The 16,350-nt window shown below is 54.7% G+C and carries 19 protein-coding genes; 14 read left to right on the forward strand and 5 right to left on the reverse strand.

Features of this window, described 5'->3' with window-relative positions; all coding sequences use genetic code 11:
* Positions 1-8: 8 nt before the first annotated feature.
* Both clpA and clpS read right to left on the reverse strand, forming a co-directional pair.
* Positions 9-2,339 (reverse strand): ATP-dependent Clp protease ATP-binding subunit ClpA, encoded by a 2,331-nt coding sequence (gene clpA / locus ABWP81_RS05775; protein ID WP_353140218.1) that lies wholly within the window; start codon positions 2,337-2,339, stop codon positions 9-11.
* Between the two features lie 112 nt (positions 2,340-2,451).
* On the reverse strand, positions 2,452-2,799 hold the full coding sequence (gene clpS / locus ABWP81_RS05780) for an ATP-dependent Clp protease adapter ClpS (protein WP_353133585.1): 348 nt from the start codon (positions 2,797-2,799) through the stop codon (positions 2,452-2,454).
* Between the two features lie 60 nt (positions 2,800-2,859).
* Here clpS and ABWP81_RS05785 point away from each other — a divergent pair, with 60 nt between their 5' ends.
* Positions 2,860-3,303: a DUF192 domain-containing protein gene (locus ABWP81_RS05785; protein ID WP_353140220.1), complete on the forward strand. Its 444-nt coding sequence runs from the start codon at positions 2,860-2,862 to the stop codon at positions 3,301-3,303.
* Between the two features lie 82 nt (positions 3,304-3,385).
* Here ABWP81_RS05785 and ABWP81_RS05790 read toward each other — a convergent pair whose 3' ends face one another.
* Together ABWP81_RS05790 and xseA are read right to left on the reverse strand one after the other, a co-directional pair.
* Entirely contained in the window at positions 3,386-3,967 is a 582-nt protein-coding gene (locus ABWP81_RS05790) for a superoxide dismutase (protein WP_353133579.1), read from the reverse strand.
* Between the two features lie 35 nt (positions 3,968-4,002).
* Positions 4,003-5,286 (reverse strand): exodeoxyribonuclease VII large subunit, encoded by a 1,284-nt coding sequence (gene xseA / locus ABWP81_RS05795; RefSeq protein ID WP_353140222.1) that lies wholly within the window; start codon positions 5,284-5,286, stop codon positions 4,003-4,005.
* A gap of 251 nt (positions 5,287-5,537) precedes the next feature.
* Between xseA and ABWP81_RS05800 the strand changes: the two genes are divergently transcribed.
* The 6 genes from ABWP81_RS05800 (at position 5,538) to adk (ending at position 9,430) form a co-directional block, all read left to right on the forward strand.
* The gene (locus ABWP81_RS05800) at positions 5,538-6,164 is read left to right on the forward strand and encodes a MotA/TolQ/ExbB proton channel family protein (RefSeq protein ID WP_353140224.1); all 627 of its coding nucleotides are present in this window, start codon (positions 5,538-5,540) and stop codon (positions 6,162-6,164) included.
* A 19-nt stretch (positions 6,165-6,183) separates the two neighbouring features.
* Positions 6,184-6,609: an ExbD/TolR family protein gene (locus tag ABWP81_RS05805; protein ID WP_353140240.1), complete on the forward strand. Its 426-nt coding sequence runs from the start codon at positions 6,184-6,186 to the stop codon at positions 6,607-6,609.
* A 5-nt stretch (positions 6,610-6,614) separates the two neighbouring features.
* Entirely contained in the window at positions 6,615-7,787 is a 1,173-nt protein-coding gene (gene lpxK / locus ABWP81_RS05810) for a tetraacyldisaccharide 4'-kinase (protein WP_353140226.1), read from the forward strand.
* Positions 7,768-7,950, forward strand: a complete 183-nt coding sequence (locus tag ABWP81_RS05815; RefSeq protein WP_353133567.1) for a Trm112 family protein — start codon at positions 7,768-7,770, stop codon at positions 7,948-7,950. Before lpxK ends, ABWP81_RS05815 begins: the two co-directional genes overlap by 20 nt.
* Positions 7,951-8,694 (forward strand): 3-deoxy-manno-octulosonate cytidylyltransferase, encoded by a 744-nt coding sequence (gene kdsB, locus ABWP81_RS05820; RefSeq protein ID WP_353140228.1) that lies wholly within the window; start codon positions 7,951-7,953, stop codon positions 8,692-8,694.
* A gap of 79 nt (positions 8,695-8,773) precedes the next feature.
* Positions 8,774-9,430, forward strand: coding sequence for an adenylate kinase (gene adk, locus ABWP81_RS05825; protein ID WP_353133561.1), 657 nt, complete (start codon positions 8,774-8,776; stop codon positions 9,428-9,430).
* An 81-nt stretch (positions 9,431-9,511) separates the two neighbouring features.
* On the opposite strand, the gene ABWP81_RS05830 is transcribed toward adk, so the two are convergent.
* A complete protein-coding gene (locus ABWP81_RS05830; protein ID WP_353140230.1) occupies positions 9,512-10,417 on the reverse strand; it encodes an asparaginase in 906 nt (301 codons plus the stop codon).
* A gap of 93 nt (positions 10,418-10,510) precedes the next feature.
* Between ABWP81_RS05830 and lexA the strand changes: the two genes are divergently transcribed.
* The 7 genes from lexA to ABWP81_RS05865 all read left to right on the forward strand — a co-directional run.
* Positions 10,511-11,167, forward strand: a complete 657-nt coding sequence (gene lexA / locus ABWP81_RS05835) for a transcriptional repressor LexA (protein ID WP_353140232.1) — start codon at positions 10,511-10,513, stop codon at positions 11,165-11,167.
* Positions 11,168-11,181: 14 nt separating this feature from the next.
* Positions 11,182-11,418, forward strand: coding sequence for a hypothetical protein (locus ABWP81_RS05840; protein ID WP_353133552.1), 237 nt, complete (start codon positions 11,182-11,184; stop codon positions 11,416-11,418).
* Between the two features lie 28 nt (positions 11,419-11,446).
* A complete protein-coding gene (locus tag ABWP81_RS05845; protein WP_353140234.1) occupies positions 11,447-12,454 on the forward strand; it encodes a D-2-hydroxyacid dehydrogenase family protein in 1,008 nt (335 codons plus the stop codon).
* Positions 12,455-12,555: 101 nt separating this feature from the next.
* Positions 12,556-13,275, forward strand: coding sequence for a Crp/Fnr family transcriptional regulator (locus tag ABWP81_RS05850; RefSeq protein ID WP_353133546.1), 720 nt, complete (start codon positions 12,556-12,558; stop codon positions 13,273-13,275).
* Between the two features lie 13 nt (positions 13,276-13,288).
* Positions 13,289-14,371 carry a phosphotransferase gene (locus ABWP81_RS05855; RefSeq protein WP_502905514.1) on the forward strand — a complete coding sequence of 361 codons (1,083 nt, stop codon included), beginning with the start codon at positions 13,289-13,291 and terminating at the stop codon, positions 14,369-14,371.
* Positions 14,372-14,394: 23 nt separating this feature from the next.
* Positions 14,395-15,657, forward strand: coding sequence for an acyl-CoA dehydrogenase family protein (locus ABWP81_RS05860; RefSeq protein WP_353140236.1), 1,263 nt, complete (start codon positions 14,395-14,397; stop codon positions 15,655-15,657).
* A 9-nt stretch (positions 15,658-15,666) separates the two neighbouring features.
* A partial coding sequence (locus ABWP81_RS05865) for a glutathione binding-like protein (RefSeq protein WP_353140238.1) occupies positions 15,667-16,350 on the forward strand: 684 nt, incomplete at its 3' end.

Consider the following 16,350-nt stretch of genomic DNA (forward strand, 5'->3'; position numbering starts at 1 on the left):
GAGCAACCTTAGCTCGCTGCAGACTCTTCTGAAGCCGCTTGCTCGCCCTTCGCGGCCTTTTCCTTCTTAGGCAAAGGTGTGATGTCGAGCAACACTTCGTCCTTGTCGTCGATGTCCACGCTCAAGCGGCCACCGTCGATGAGGCGACCAAACAGCAGCTCGTCGGCCAAGGCCTTGCGAATCGTGTCTTGAATAAGGCGTTGCATCGGACGTGCGCCCATGAGCGGATCGAAACCCTTTTTGGCCAAGTGCTTGCGCAGCGCATCGCTGAAGGTGACGTCGACTTTCTTCTCGGTCAACTGGCCTTCTAGTTGCAACAAGAACTTGTCGACCACGCGCATGATGACGTTCTCGTCCAAAGCCTTGAAGCCCACAATGGCATCCAAACGGTTGCGGAACTCTGGCGTGAACAAGCGCTTGATATCGCCCATTTCATCGCCCGCCGCTCGCGGGTTGGTAAAGCCAATGGTGGCCTTGTTCATGGTCTCGGCGCCCGCGTTGGTCGTCATGATAAGAATGACGTTGCGGAAGTCTGCCTTGCGGCCGTTGTTGTCGGTCAGCGTGCCGTGGTCCATCACCTGCAACAACACGTTGAAGATGTCGGGATGGGCTTTTTCAATCTCGTCTAGCAACAACACGCAATGCGGCTTCTTGGTCACAGCTTCGGTCAGCAAGCCGCCTTGGTCAAAGCCCACATAGCCAGGAGGTGCGCCAATGAGGCGGCTCACCGCGTGGCGCTCCATGTACTCAGACATATCAAAGCGAATCAGGTCAATGCCCATGATGTAGGCCAACTGCTTGGCCGCTTCGGTCTTGCCCACGCCTGTGGGGCCGCTGAACAAGAAAGCACCAATTGGCTTGTCGGCTTTGCCGAGGCCTGAGCGGGCCATCTTGACCGATGAGGCCAATACCTCGAGGGCTTTGTCTTGGCCGAACACCACGCTCTTCAAATCGCGCTCAAGAGTTTGTAGCTTGCCGCGGTCGTCGTTGGATACGTTGGCGGGTGGGATGCGCGCAATCTTGGCCACGATGTCTTCAATCTCGGCCTTGCCAATAATTTTCTTACGCTTGGACGCCACCATGATGCGTTGTGCAGCGCCGGCTTCGTCAATCACATCAATCGCCTTGTCGGGCAAGTGGCGGTCGTTGATAAATTTGGCGCTCAACTCCGCTGCTGCTTGCAGCGCAGCCACGGCGTACTTGACGTTGTGGTGCTCTTCAAAGCGCGACTTGAGGCCTTTGAGAATGTCCACAGTTTCTTGAACTGTGGGCTCGACCACGTCCACCTTTTGGAAACGACGGCTCAGCGCCGCGTCTTTCTCAAAGATGCCACGGTATTCGGTGAAGGTAGTGGCGCCAATGCACTTGAGCTGGCCGCTGGATAAAGCAGGCTTGAGCAAGTTGGACGCATCCAACGTGCCGCCCGAAGCCGCGCCTGCACCAATCAGCGTGTGAATTTCGTCGATGAACAAAATCGCATTGGGCTTGCTTTGCAGGTTTTTAATCACGCCTTTCAAGCGTTGCTCAAAGTCACCACGATATTTGGTACCCGCCAACAAAGCGCCCATATCCAGCGAGTAAACGATAGCCTCAGCCAAAATTTCAGGCACATCGCCTTGGGTAATACGCCAAGCCAGACCTTCGGCAATCGCAGTTTTACCCACGCCAGCCTCGCCTACCAGAAGTGGGTTGTTTTTGCGGCGACGACACAAAATTTGAATCGTGCGTTCAACCTCGTACTCACGGCCAATCAGCGGATCGATCTTGCCTTCTTTGGCGGCTTGGTTCAGGTTTTGGGTGAACTGCTCGAGCGGCGAAGCTTTTTCGTTCTTCTCAGACGTCGCGCCCTCTTCTTGCTCGGTATGGGTGGCTTCGTTGCCTTTGACGGCTTCAGGTGGATCGCTCTTTTTGATGCCGTGGGCAATGAAGTTCACCACATCCAAGCGCGTCACGCCTTGCTGGTGGAGGTAATACACCGCATGCGAATCTTTCTCACCAAAGATGGCCACCAGTACATTGGCACCGGTCACCTCTTTTTTGCCATTGCCTGTGGACTGCACATGCATGATGGCGCGCTGGATCACACGCTGAAAACCAAGCGTGGGCTGTGTGTCCACCTCTTCAATGCCCGACACTTGAGGCGTGTTGTCAGCGATGAAGTTGGAGAGCGACTTGCGCAAGTCGTCGATATTGGCTGAACAAGCGCGAAGCACTTCGGCTGCGCTGGGGTTGTCCAGCAAAGCGAGCAGCAAATGCTCGACGGTGATGAATTCGTGTCGTTGTTGACGGGCCTCGACAAAGGCCATGTGCAAGCTGACTTCAAGTTCTTGGGCAATCATGTGTTTTCCTTCTGGCTTGCAACTGAGATACAAATGTATATGGAAACAAAAGCCGTTTATTCAATAGGTGTGTTTGTTTAGTGCAAACGATAGGTATTGTTTGCGCTGAGGCTTAATCAATGGGCTCAGCCACACACTGCAGCGGGTGGCCAGCTTTACGGGCGGCATCGAGCACTTGGTCCACCTTGGTAGCGGCCACATCTTTGCTGTAAATGCCGCAAACCCCTTTTCCGTCTAGGTGAATTTGCAACATGATTTGCGTGGCTTGTTCGCGGTCTTTGCTGAAAAACTCCTGCAACACCATCACCACAAACTCCATGGGCGTGAAATCGTCGTTGAGCATCAGGACCCGAAACATTTGCGGCGGCTTGGTGCGCTGCGTCAAGCGCTCTAAAACGACCGATCCGCCATCATCACGGTCGGGTAATTGGACTTTTGGAGTTGGTTTTTTCGTTGACATTGGATCATTCTATCGGGCGTGGAATAACCTGAAACAGCCCCTTGCGATACAGTGACAAGTATGAAACGCGTTTTGCACACCTTATTTTTTTCTGGCTTGGTTTTTTCGGCCTTGGCCCAAGAGACACCCCAAGCCAACCTGCCCCGCATCAAGCTGCAAGCGGGCATGCACCAAATTGACACCCAAGTGGCACAAACGCCAGACCAGCGCAGCATGGGCTTGATGTTTCGCAAAGAGATGCCGCTTCACGAAGGCATGTTGTTTGTGTTTGAACAGCCAGCAAAGCAGTGCTTTTGGATGAAAAACACCTTGCTTCCACTAACTGCGGCATTTGTGGGTGATGACGGCACCATTGTGAACTTGGTGGACATGAAACCGCAAACTACCGACTCGCATTGCTCTGAAAAGCCCGTGCGTTTTGTGCTTGAAATGAACCAAGGATGGTTTGCTAAAAAAGGGTTGAAGGCCGGCAGCCGCTTGATCGGCGTTGTTTTTAAGCCCTAAGGCTTTCACCCACAAAAAAGCCGCCCAAGGAGGCGGCTTTTTCACGTTTGAACAGGCATCAAGCCCGCCAAAGCCGGCTGAATTAAGCGAAGTTGCTTTCAGCGAAAGACCAGTTAACCAGTTGGTCGAGGAAAGTCTCAACAAACTTAGGACGCATGTTGCGGTAGTCAATGTAGTAAGCGTGTTCCCACACGTCCACGGTCAACAAGGCTGTGTCGCCTGTGGTCAACGGTGTGCCGGCAGCGCCCATGTTGACGATGTCCACCGAGCCGTCTGCCTTTTTGACCAACCATGTCCAGCCAGAGCCAAAGTTACCCACGGCGCTTTTGACGAAGGCTTCTTTGAAGGCGGCGTAGCTGCCGAATTTGGCGTTGATGGCAGTAGCCAACGCACCTGTAGGCTCACCGCCACCTTGGGGCTTCATGCAGTTCCAGAAGAAAGTGTGGTTCCAGATTTGCGCTGAGTTGTTGTAGACGCCGCCGCTGGACTTCTTGATGATTTCTTCGAGGGCCATGCCTTCAAACTCGGTACCTTTTTGCAGGTTGTTCAAGTTGACTACATAAGCGTTGTGGTGTTTGCCGTGGTGAAACTCAAGAGTTTCTTGGCTGTAGTGAGGGGCCAATGCGTCGATGGCGTAAGGCAGTGCGGGGAGCGTGTGTTCCATGAAGTCCTCTTATGTAAAAAACGTGATTGTAAAAACTAAATGTGTCGGTTGGCAGCGACGGTTAAATCAACCACGCCGTCGGCAAGGGTTGCTTGGAGGGCTTGGCCTTCAGCAGTTTGGGCCACCGAAGTAACAGCTTGACCATCGGCGTCACTGAGCCAGGCAAAACCACGCTGCAGGACGAGTTTCGGATCAAGTAACCCTAGACGTAATGCGGCGCGGTGCAGTCGTTCTCGGGCCGTGGCGGGGATTTGCTGCACGCCACGGGCAAGACCGCTGGCAAGTGTGGCTAGCTCGTTTTGGCAGCGCTGATTGCGGGTTTGTACCGCTTGGCCCAGACGTTGTTGCAGGCGTAAGAGTTGCAGTTTTTCATGACTCAGATTTTCTGAGGGGCGCCCCAGTCGGGCTTGGGCGCGGTCAAGGCGCTGCTCTTGGGTGTCGAGTTGGCGGTGCGCGATGGTTTGCATTGCGGCGCCCCACAACTGCAGGTTTGAGAACAACTCGGCTTGCGGCAAAGCGCACATTTCAGCGGCAGCCGTGGGGGTGGGTGCACGCAGGTCGGCGCAAAAGTCGGCAATGGTGAAGTCGGTCTCGTGGCCCACGCCGCTGATGATGGGCACAGGGCTCAGGACGATGGCACGGGCCAAGTTTTCATCATTGAAAGCCCACAGGTCTTCCATGGAACCGCCTCCACGCACCAGCAAAATGACATCCATGTTGGGCAGTTGGCAAAGTTGCTGCAAAGCTTGCACCAAGGTAGGCGGTGCGTCTGGCCCTTGCACCAGCGACGGGGCCAGCACCACGGGAATGTGCGGCACACGACGCTGCAAGGCAGTGGCCACGTCGTGCAACGCGGCTGCACCGAGCGAGGTAACTACGCCGATGCTGCGCGGCATGGTTTTGAGGGGGCGTTTGCGGTCAGCGTCAAACAGACCTTCGGCTTCAAGCCTAGCTTTGAGTTTTAAAAACTGTTCAAACCAAGCACCCTGACCTGCTCGACGCATGTTTTCCACAATCAATTGCAGTTCGCCTCGCGGCTCATATACACCCAAGCGGCCGCGAATTTCGACCGCCTCACCGTCCACAGGGCGAAAGTCGAGCATTTGGGCGGCACGTTTGAACATGGCGCAGCGCAGCTGCCCGCTTTCGTCCTTGAGGGTGAAGTAGCAATGACCGCTGGCCGCACGCGTGAAGCCTGAAATCTCCCCTCGCACGGCCACGGGGTTAAAGCGGCTGTCTAAGACCTCAGCAACGGCGCGGCAAAGAGCTCCAACTGCCCAAATACGGGGCGTCAAACCTAGCGATTCTTGGGTTGGCATGAAAGACTCATCCACAAAAAAATTTAATCTCTCATTTAAATTTGTAAATCAACAAAATCACCAATTGGCGTAGTAAGTCATTGATTTTAAATAGATTTTTAGCGCTCATTTTTGAGTCAATTTGATGAATCCGCCCATTCATGCGGCTTGAGCGGGGGTGCAGAGAAGCTTATCCCCAAAGTTATCCACAGATTATGTGGATGGAAGGCTAGGCCATAATTGGACATACAAAATTCTTTGGAGTGTTGTCTTTGATCACCATCATACAAGCGGCTGGATGGCCGATTTGGCCCCTTTTAATCTGCTCTGTCGTGGCCTTGGCCTTGGTCATTGAGCGCATGATGAGTTTGCGCAGCCATTTGGTGGCGCCAGAGGGCTTGCTGGAACAAGCGATCAAAGCCTCGCGCGACAACTTGCCTTCTGAAGAGGCCATGCAGCAGTTGCACGACCACTCTGTGCTGGGTCGCATCTTGGCTTCTGGCTTACACGCCATAAACGCCGAGCCGCTCATCAGCGCTGAAGACTTGCGCTCCAGCATGGAGTCTGCTGGACGCAAAGCTGCGCATGAGCTGGAGAAGTATTTGGTCGCCTTGGCCACCATTGCATCAGCCGCACCACTACTGGGTTTGCTCGGCACGGTCATTGGCATGATCGATATTTTTGGCTCTCAAGCACCAGGCACTAGCAACCCTGTGCAGTTGGCACAAGGTATTTCGATTGCGCTTTACAACACAGCATTTGGTTTGATCATCGCCATCCCCGCCCTGATGTTTTGGCGCTACCTGCGTGGCTGCGTGGATGCGTATGTGCTTGGCTTTGAGCTGGATGCTGAGCGCTTTGTGCGCCATCTGCTGGCCATGCGCGCACGATTGAAATAACTGGCGCAACTCCATGGCTATGAAATTTCACCGCGAGAAGAGCCAAGAGCCCGAGATCAACCTGATTCCGTTCATCGACATTTTGTTGGTGGTGGTGATCTTTTTGATGCTTTCCACCACCTACAGCAAGTTTACGGAGCTACAGCTCAACCTGCCCGTGGCCGATGCCCCAGCGCCCAAAGAACACCCGCATGAAGTGATTGTGTCCATCAGCAGTGAAGGCCAATTCAGCGTGAATCGTAATTTGGTCAACACGCGTGACGTGCAGGGCCTGAGCCAAGCGCTGGCAAAAGCCACGCAAAGCATTGACAGCCCCATGATCATCATCAGTGCAGATGCACAGGCCAGCCATCAATCGGTGATGATGGTGATGGAAGCGGCCCGCCGCAACGGTTTGAACCAACTGACCTTCGCTGCCCAATCGCCCGTCGGCAAAGCTGACTGACGCGCATGACTGGCAACAGCGGTAATTGCGGCACCAGTGGCACCAGTGGCGATATACGCGCCCAGGATACAAGCAGCAAGCGGGGCCTGCGCCCATGGCTGACCGAGGTATTTGCACTCGCTTTGTTGAGCGCTTGGAATGGCCAAGGCGGTTGGGGCCAAAATAAACTGGGTCAACTCTTAGCCCTCGCCTTGTTACCCCTTAGCTGGGTGTTTGCTGGACTTGTAGCAATTCGCCGCGCCCTCTACCAACGCGGGTTTTACAAACAAGAAACATTGCCCGTGCCTGTGATCGTGGTGGGCAATGTGATGGTGGGTGGCGTAGGTAAAACGCCCATCACCATGGCCTTGGTGAACCACTTAAAAGCGCAAGGCTTCAGCGTGGGTGTGCTGTCACGCGGCTATGGGCGTAAGACTAGCCGCACGCTGGCGGTGTCCACCAACAGCCAATCAAGTGACGTGGGTGATGAGCCTTTGCTGATTTTTCGAAGCTGCCAAGTGCCTGTATTTGTGGGTTCTAGTCGTGTGGATGCAGGACATGCGCTTCTTGCCCTGCACCCCGATGTGCAAGTGCTGGTGTGTGACGATGGCCTGCAACATTGGCAACTGGCTCGCGACCTAGATCTGTGCGTGTTTGACGAACGCGGTTTGGGTAACGGTCACCTACTGCCCGCAGGCCCGCTGCGTGAAGAATGGCCACGTAAGGCTTTGCGCCGCACGACAAGTGGCCAAGACGTGCCTTGTTTGGTCCTGAAGACTGCGGGCCTTTCAGGCCCCCATGAGTTTGCCGTGCAACGCAACTTAGCCGACTTTGCCATGCAGGCCAATGGCACACAACGCCCCCTTCGCAGTTGGGGCCAGACCCCCGTGCAAGCTTTAGCGGGCATTGCCAAACCCGAAAAATTCTTTGCCATGCTGCTTGAGCAAGGCATGAATGTGCCCAACACCCTAGCACTGGCTGACCACGCTGATTTCGAGCATCTGAACATCGACGCTTCACAAGGCGATGTGTTTTGTACCGAAAAAGACGCTGTCAAGCTCTGGGCTTACCACCCTCAGGCATGGGCTGTGCCTCTTCAAATCACCTTAACCACCGAACTGCTGGACGCGATTGATTTGCATCTAGCAGCCGCACAACACGCAAAGTTATCATCTCCTCATGGATACCAAACTGCTTGAACTCTTGGTCTGCCCCGTCACCAAAGGCCCACTCGAAATGAATCGCGACACGCAAGAGCTTGTCTCACGCAGCGCGCGCTTGGCTTACCCCGTTCGCGACGGCATTCCCGTGCTCCTTGAAAACGAAGCCCGACCCCTGACCGACGCCGAGCTAGAAGCATAAATGTCGTTCTGCGTTCTTATTCCTGCACGCATGGCCTCGTCGCGACTGCCCGACAAACCCTTGGCCGACATTGCTGGATTACCTATGGTGGTGCGCGTTGCGCAACGCGCCAAGTTGTCTGCTGCATCACGCGTGGTGGTTGCCGCCGACGACGCTCGTGTCGTGGTTGCCTGCCAAGCGCACGGGATTGATGCGGTGCTCACCCGCACCGATCACCCCTCAGGCAGCGACCGGTTGGCCGAAGCCTGTGATTTGCTCGGCCTGAAAGACAGCGACGTAGTGGTCAACGTGCAAGGTGACGAGCCCCTGATTGATCCCGCTTCGATTGACGCCGCAGCCCACCTGTTGCGAACCCGCAGCGATTGCAGCATGAGCACCCTCGCCCACGCCATTGAGAGTGTGCAAGACTTTACTAACCCCAACGTTGTCAAAGTGGTGCTGGATGCCCGTAACACGGCGATGTATTTCAGCCGCGCACCTATTGCTTGGTGGCGCGATGGCGGCATCACCGCCTTACCCATTCCTGCACCGCTGCGCCATGTAGGCTTGTATGGCTACCGCGTGGGCTTTTTGCGAGAATTCCCAAAGTTGGCGCAAGCGCCTATGGAACTGACCGAGTCGCTCGAACAATTGCGAGCCCTGTGGCACGGTCACCGCATTGCGGTGCATGTCACACAGGTTTCGCCCGGTCCTGGTGTGGACACACCCGAAGATTTGGCTAGGGTAAGGGCTCTGCTGAGCTAGGCCGCGTAAGGCTTTTGATAGCGAACGCGTGATATCCTCGCGTAAGTAATAAAACGTATAAATTTAAGTAGGAACAAGAATGAGACTAATTTTGCTAGGCGCACCCGGTGCTGGTAAAGGCACACAAGCCACCTTCATTTGCCAAAAGTACGGCATTCCCCAAATTTCCACCGGTGATATGTTGCGCGCGGCTGTGAAGGCAGGCACGCCTTTGGGCATTGAAGCCAAAAAGGTAATGGATGCTGGCGGCTTGGTGAGCGATGACCTGATCATCAACTTAGTCAAAGAACGCATCACACAAGACGATTGCGCCAAAGGTTTCTTGTTTGACGGTTTTCCTCGCACCATTCCTCAAGCTGATGCCATGAAAGCAGCTGGCGTGAAACTGGAGTACGTGTTGGAAATCGATGTGCCATTTGACGCCATCATCGAACGCATGAGCGGTCGCCGTTCACACCCCGCCTCAGGCCGCACCTACCACGTCAAGTTCAACGCACCCAAGGTGGATGGCATTGATGACGTCACAGGCGAGCCCCTGGTTCAACGCGCCGATGACCAAGAAGAAACCGTCAAGAAGCGTTTGGACGTTTACAGCGCACAAACCCGCCCACTGGTGGACTACTACTCGGGATGGGCCAAGACCGACGCCGCCGCAGCCCCCAAGTACCGCGCCATCAGCGGCACTGGTTCTGTGGAAGAAATCAAAGAGCGCGCGTTTCAAGCACTCTCGGCATAAACCGCTTCAAGCGTTTTTTGCCATGAAAAGCCGCTCTGTAGAGCGGCTTTTTTGTTGGGTTCATGTTTGAGCTTATCTTGGCTATCTTTGCTGGGCAATCAAGTGCAACAACAAAGCCACGCGTGCCTGCACCGCCGTTAATGCCCCCGCATGTGGCAGCACATCAGCCCCACGCGACTGCACTCCACCTTGTGCGCAGCGCGACGCACGTAAGACGTGTGCGCCCTGCTTTTGAGCTTCAAGCAAAGCGGCTTCAAGGTCGTGATGCAAAGTGCCGTTGCCGGTGCCTGATACCACCCAGCCCTGCGGGGCATCGTGTGCCATCAAACTACGCACCAGGCGGCCATCAGCGCCAGTATGGTTTTGCACAACATCAACGCGTGGCCAATGCTGACAAGCTAATACTTGCGCTACAGATGGCACACGCAAGGCTTGGGGGTAAGTGATGCCGATTTGCGAGGTGAACGGGTTACGCTGTTGACTATGGCTTTTTTGCACAGCCTGGCCTGCATGCACTTGGTTTGCACACACCACCGACACACCCGTTGCATCTGGCTGTTGCACCCAAGACAGTGCGTCATTGAGATTGCTGGGCCCGTCACTGCCTGGCACGTTGGCGGGCAGCATGGCGCAGGTCAAAGCCAAGGGCTTGATCGGTTGCAAAACGGTTTGTAAGAAAAAGGAGGTTTCCTCTAGTGTGTCCGTACCGTGGGTAATGACCACGCCCTGCACATCATCTTGCGCCAACCAAAACGCCACACGCCCCAATAGGCTTTGCCAAATGGCAAACGTCATGTCTTTGCTGTCAATTTGAGCCACTTGCTCGTTCAACAGCTCAATGCCATTTTGATGAATGTTTTTTAACAAATTTTCCACGCTCACTTGGGCCGATGCGTACTCATGAGGCCTGGTAGCGTTAATTGCTAGCCCCGCAATCGTGCCTCCTGTGGCTAAAACAACGATTTTTTTAGTTTTATTTGCATTCATAGCTTGCCAAACTTAAAAAGCTGGTTAAAAATACAGTTACTGGATGCGCAAACAGTTGCAATTCCCAAAACACATTGTGCAGGAGTTAAACCGATGAACGAAATGCCAAAGCTCACCGCCCGTCAACAGCAGATTTTGGAGCTTATCCAAACTGCTATTGCCAACACCGGCTCACCCCCTACACGGGCAGAAATCGCTACCGAGCTCGGCTTCAAATCAGCCAACGCAGCTGAGGAACATCTGCAAGCTTTAGCTCGCAAAGGCGCCATCGAATTGGTCAGCGGCACCTCACGCGGCATTCGCCTAAAAGGTGCCAACCAACGCAACTACCAAGAAAGCATCTTCAGCGCGTCGCCCTCTGGTTTTTCTTTGCCACTGGTGGGTCGCGTGGCAGCTGGATCGCCAATCTTGGCGCAAGAGCATGTGGACCAAACCTATTTTATCGAAAGCAGCTTGTTCCAACGCAAGCCCGACTACCTGCTGCGTGTGCGCGGCATGTCCATGCGGGACGCCGGCATCATGGACGGAGACTTGCTGGCAGTGCAGTCCTCCCGCGATGCCAAAAACGGCCAAATCGTGGTGGCCCGTTTGGGCGAAGAGGTGACCGTCAAGCGCTTTCGCAAAACCGCCAGCCACATTGAGCTGCTTGCCGAAAACCCCGACTTCAAAACCATCGTGGTCGAGCCAGGCGAGCCCTTTGAAATTGAAGGTTTGGCCGTCGGCCTGATCCGTAACACCATGATGATGTAAAGAAAGTCACAACCATGAGCCTCGCACTTTTTAGCGCCTACCGCATCTTGAACCCTCTGCAAAACGTGGCCCGCAGCTTCATGCCCGCGCAAGCCCTGCAAAGCACCCGCCGCCCCCTGCCTTTGCGCGTCGCGCGTGTCATGGAAGCACATCACAACCGCAGCCATGCGGGTCGCATGGTCATCTCTGGCCGCATGGCGGACGTATGCGCCGAGCTCGACCGTATGGCCGAGCTCGAAAACCGCCACTGACCTGTATTTCACAAGGCACAATTGGGGGATGAATATTGTCATCCTTGACGACTACCAAGATGTCGTTCGAAAACTCAATTGCGCCTCCAAATTAGAAGCTTTTCCCGCCAAGGTTTACACCAACACCATCAAAGGTGTTGGTCAGTTGTCCGTTAGGCTTAAAGATGCAGAAGTGCTGGTTCTCATTCGTGAACGCACGCAACTCAACCGTCAGTTGCTTGAAAAACTACCGAAACTCAAACTCATCTCTCAAACCGGCAAGGTAGGCAGTCACATTGATATGGCTACTTGCACTGAACGCGGCATCGCTGTGGCAGAAGGCTTTGGTTCGCCTGTGGCGCCCGCCGAATTGACATGGGCATTGATCATGGCGGCCATGCGTCGCCTGCCTCAATACATTAGCAACCTCAAGCACGGCGCTTGGCAACAATCGGGACTCAAATCTGGCTCGATGCCGACCAACTTTGGTTTGGGACAAGTCTTGCGTGGCAAGACATTGGGCATTTGGGGTTATGGCAAAACCGGTGAGTTGCTGGCTGGCTACGGCAAAGCGTTTGGCATGCATGTGATGATGTGGGGCAGCGAAGCCTCGCGTGAACGCGCCGCTAAAGATGGCTTAAACATAGCAACTTCTCGAGAAGCGTTCTTTGAAGAGTCTGACGTGCTAACTTTGCACCTTCGCTTGGTGGATGCGACACGCGGTATTGTCAAACAAGCTGACTTGGCTCGTATGAAACCAACATCGCTGCTGGTGAACACCTCTCGTGCCGAGCTAATTGAACCAGATGCGCTGATTACAGGACTGAACCGTGGCCGCCCTGGCATGGCTGCCATTGATGTGTTTGAAAGCGAGCCCATCATGCAAGGCCATTCGCTGCTGCGTTTAGAAAACTGCATTTGCACACCCCACATCGGTTATGTTGAGCGAGACAGCTACGAGCTGTATTTCGGTACCGCCTTTGAAAACGTTGTGAACTTCATCAAGGGCACACCGACCAATATCGTGAATCCAGGTGCATTACAAGTACGGCGCTGAGATTTAAATTCAAACCATTCATGGTTTTAATGCGCAAGACGCTTTTTATTGGGTCTCGCGCGTGACAAACTTTCAATTTCAGGTCACACAAAAGACAGGCTATGGACGATCCAATTCTTAACATCGAAGAACGCGAGGCTATCAACGCAGGTCGTTGGTTCTCTACCCTTTCACCCTCACTAAGACACGACATTCTTCGATGCGCTTACGTCAAACGATGCAAAGACAGCGACTTGATCGCCGCCCGGGGCGACCCTGCCGAAGAGTGGATGGCGTGTGCGCGTGGCGCAGTGCGTGTGAGCTCCACGTCTTTGTCGGGCAAACAAATCACCTTCACGTATGTGGAGCCGGGCATTTGGTTTGGCGACGTGGCGATTCTGGATGGAGACCGTCGCACACACGATGTATACGCACATGGCGAGACCACCATTCTTTGCGTTGCCAAAGCAGACTTCCAAAAAATTCTCAGCCAACATGTGGAGTTTTACGAAGCCATGTTGCGCTTACAAGCGCGTCGCATTCGCCAACTGTTCGGTTTGGTGGAAGACCTCAACACCCTGCCCTTGCGTTCGCGCTTGGCCAAGCAGCTTCTGCACTTGGCCCGCAGTTATGGCGTCCCTTGCTTGGCCAATGGGCAAGAAATTCGCATTGGGTTGCACCTGGCGCAAGAAGAGTTAGCCCAACTCTTGGGAGCTTCACGTCAACGTGTGAACCAAGAACTCAAATCCATGGAGCGCGAGCAAGCCATTCGCATCGAACAAGGCGGTTTGGTCATTCGCAATCGCAACGCTTTGCTTCAAATCAGCGAAGCCGACCACTGACAGGAGCTCACGCATGAGCCGGGACGAGACAACAACATCCCAGCTCATGCAAACGTCGCATACCGTGGACACGGAGGCGCTCACCACATGGCTGCTCGCCAATCTGCGTGGCTTTGAAGGCCCACTGTCCATTGAGGCCTTCAAAGGTGGGCAATCTAACCCTACTTACCAACTCATCACGCCCAAGCGCAGTTATGTGCTGCGGACCAAACCAGGCCCTGTGGCCAATCTGCTCCCATCAGCCCATGCGATTGAACGCGAGTTCAGGGTCATGCAAGGCCTGCAAGGCACCGATGTGCCCGTGCCCCAGATGCATGTGCTGTGTGAAGATGAGTCCATCATTGGGCGCGCTTTTTATGTGATGGAATTTGTGCAAGGTCGTGTTTTGTGGGACCAAACTTTGCCTGGCATGACAAACACAGAACGAACTGCGATCTACGATGAAATGAACCGCGTGATGGCCGCGCTGCACACGGTGAAGTTTGTCGAACGTGGGCTCGAAAGCTACGGTCGCCCTGGCAATTACTTTGAACGCCAAATTGGACGCTGGAGCAAGCAATACGTGGCCTCCGTCACACAGCCCATTCCAGAGATGGACCACCTCATGGCATGGCTCCCGGCCAACATGCCATCCAGTGCACTGGATGCCAGCAAGGTAAGCATCGTGCACGGTGACTATCGCCTTGACAACCTGATGTTTCACCCCACCGAACCCCGCGTGTTGGCCGTGCTCGATTGGGAGCTCTCAACGCTGGGCCACCCACTGGCTGACTTCAGCTACTTGTGCATGAGCTGGCACATTCCACCCGGCACGTTTCGGGGCATTGGCGGCGTGGACGTTGCCGCACTCGGCATCCCCAGCGAGAGCGAAAACATCCACCGCTATTGCGACCGCACAGGGTTGGCCACACCAGCCGACCTCAAAACCGACTGGAACTTTTATCTGGCCTACAACATGTTTCGCATCGCGGCCATTTTGCAAGGCATTGCCAAACGCGTGGAAGCCGGAACAGCATCGAGCGACGAAGCCAAAGTCAACGGTGCAGGTGCGCGCCCTATGGCAGAGCTGGCATGGAAATTTGCGCAACAAGCCTAAAAGAAAAACAAGGAAAACACCACATGAACTTCGATTACAGCGACAAAGTCAAAGGCTTGCAATCTCGACTGCTTGCCTTCATGGACGCGCACATTTACCCTAACGAAACGCGCTTCTTTGAAGAGATTGCAGCCAACCGCGCAAAGGGCAATGCATGGGTGCCCACAGCGCTTGTGGAAGAACTCAAACCCAAGGCCCGCGCCGCAGGTTTGTGGAATTTATTCATTCCTCACAGCCCACGCGTGCCCGATGGGTTGAGCAATTTGGAATACGCACCTCTTTGCGAAATCATGGGTCGCGTACCGTTTGCTGCAGAGGTATTTAACTCTTCTGCCCCCGACACAGGCAACATGGAAACCTTTGAGCGCTATGCCAGCGAAGCACTGAAAGTGCAATGGCTTGAGCCGTTGTTGCGCGGCGACATTCGCTCTGCGTTTTTGATGACCGAGCCTGCTGTGGCTTCCTCAGACGCCACCAACATCCAATGCAGCATCGTCCGAGAGGGCAACGACTATGTGATCAATGGGACCAAATGGTGGAGCTCTGGTGCGGGCGACCCACGCTGTGCGGTCTACATCGTGATGGGCAAGACAGACCCCAGCGCGCCTAAGCATGCTCAACAAAGCATGGTGGTTGTGCCTGCCAACACCCCAGGCGTGAAAGTGGTTCGCGCCTTGAGCGTATTTGGCTACGACGACGCGCCTCACGGCCACATGGAAATCACCCTCACCAACGTGCGTGTGCCTGCTGAAAACCTGCTGCTGGGCGAAGGCCGAGGCTTTGAGATTGCCCAAGGCCGTTTAGGACCAGGCCGCATCCACCACTGCATGCGCTCGATTGGCGCGGCAGAACGGGCGTTAGAACTGATGTGCCAGCGCCTCAACAGCCGTGTGGCCTTTGGCAAACCTTTGTCGGCCCAAGGCGTGTGGCACGAGCGCATTGCCAATGCACGCATCATGATTGAACAAGCCCGTTTGCTAACCCTCAAAGCTGCCTACATGATGGACACTGTAGGCAACAAAGACGCTCGCGCGGAGATTGCCATGATCAAGGTGATTGCACCCAACATGGCCAGCCAAGTGATCGACTGGGCCATCCAAGCCCATGGTGCAGCGGGCATTTCGGACGACTTTCCTCTGGCCTACGCTTACTGTACGCAACGTTGGCTGCGCTTGGCGGATGGACCTGACGAAGTGCACCGCCAATCCATCGCTAAACTCGAGTTGGCAAGGCACATCGCCACAGTGCCACAAGACATAGAAATGCCCATCACCCGCGGCAGCTAAGGAGCAACAATGATTGACGTTTATTCATGGGCCACGCCCAATGGCCACAAAGTCCACATCATGCTGGAGGAATGTGGCTTGCGCTTAGGCCGCGACTGGCTTGCACACCCCATCAACATTGGCAAGGGTGACCAGTTCACGCCCGATTTTTTGAAGATCAGCCCTAACAACAAAATACCGGCTCTCGTCGATCCGCACGGCCCAGATGGCAAACCCATCAGCCTTTTTGAGTCGGGCGCCATTTTGTTGTACCTCGCCTCCAAGACGGGCAAGTTCTTGCCCAAGAGCGACCGCGCCAAATTTGAAGTGCTGCAATGGTTGATGTTTCAAATGGGTGGCGTTGGCCCGATGTTGGGTCAGGCGCACCACTTTCGCATCTACGCGCCAGAGAAAGTGGAATACGCTTACAACCGCTACACCAACGAAGCCAAACGTTTGTACGGCGTGATGGACAAGCAACTGCAAACAACCAAGTTCATTGCAGGCAACAGCTACAGCATTGCAGATATCGCCATCTTTCCGTGGCTACGCAGCTGGCAAAACCAGGGCATTGATTGGGCCGACTACCCTCACCTCAAGGCTTGGTTTGATTTGATTTCCGCTCGACCCGCCGTTCAGCGTGGGGTTCAGGTGTTGGCTGATTTGCGTAAGCCTTTGTATGACGACAAGGCGAAAGAGGTTTTGTTTGGGGCA

Source organism: Limnohabitans sp., from assembly GCF_040401135.1.
GTDB lineage: Bacteria > Pseudomonadota > Gammaproteobacteria > Burkholderiales > Burkholderiaceae_C > Limnohabitans.

Coding starts and splice junctions, on each gene's coding strand:
- clpA (WP_353140218.1), bottom strand. CDS start 2,339: ATGATTGCCCAAGAACTTGAAGTCAGCTTGCACATGGCCTTTGTCGAG.
- clpS (WP_353133585.1), bottom strand. CDS start 2,799: ATGTCAACGAAAAAACCAACTCCAAAAGTCCAATTACCCGACCGTGAT.
- ABWP81_RS05785 (WP_353140220.1), top strand. CDS start 2,860: ATGAAACGCGTTTTGCACACCTTATTTTTTTCTGGCTTGGTTTTTTCG.
- ABWP81_RS05790 (WP_353133579.1), bottom strand. CDS start 3,967: ATGGAACACACGCTCCCCGCACTGCCTTACGCCATCGACGCATTGGCC.
- xseA (WP_353140222.1), bottom strand. CDS start 5,286: ATGCCAACCCAAGAATCGCTAGGTTTGACGCCCCGTATTTGGGCAGTT.
- ABWP81_RS05805 (WP_353140240.1), top strand. CDS start 6,184: ATGAAATTTCACCGCGAGAAGAGCCAAGAGCCCGAGATCAACCTGATT.
- lpxK (WP_353140226.1), top strand. CDS start 6,615: ATGACTGGCAACAGCGGTAATTGCGGCACCAGTGGCACCAGTGGCGAT.
- ABWP81_RS05815 (WP_353133567.1), top strand. CDS start 7,768: ATGGATACCAAACTGCTTGAACTCTTGGTCTGCCCCGTCACCAAAGGC.
- kdsB (WP_353140228.1), top strand. CDS start 7,951: ATGTCGTTCTGCGTTCTTATTCCTGCACGCATGGCCTCGTCGCGACTG.
- adk (WP_353133561.1), top strand. CDS start 8,774: ATGAGACTAATTTTGCTAGGCGCACCCGGTGCTGGTAAAGGCACACAA.
- ABWP81_RS05830 (WP_353140230.1), bottom strand. CDS start 10,417: ATGAATGCAAATAAAACTAAAAAAATCGTTGTTTTAGCCACAGGAGGC.
- lexA (WP_353140232.1), top strand. CDS start 10,511: ATGAACGAAATGCCAAAGCTCACCGCCCGTCAACAGCAGATTTTGGAG.
- ABWP81_RS05840 (WP_353133552.1), top strand. CDS start 11,182: ATGAGCCTCGCACTTTTTAGCGCCTACCGCATCTTGAACCCTCTGCAA.
- ABWP81_RS05845 (WP_353140234.1), top strand. CDS start 11,447: ATGAATATTGTCATCCTTGACGACTACCAAGATGTCGTTCGAAAACTC.
- ABWP81_RS05850 (WP_353133546.1), top strand. CDS start 12,556: ATGGACGATCCAATTCTTAACATCGAAGAACGCGAGGCTATCAACGCA.
- ABWP81_RS05855 (WP_502905514.1), top strand. CDS start 13,289: ATGAGCCGGGACGAGACAACAACATCCCAGCTCATGCAAACGTCGCAT.
- ABWP81_RS05860 (WP_353140236.1), top strand. CDS start 14,395: ATGAACTTCGATTACAGCGACAAAGTCAAAGGCTTGCAATCTCGACTG.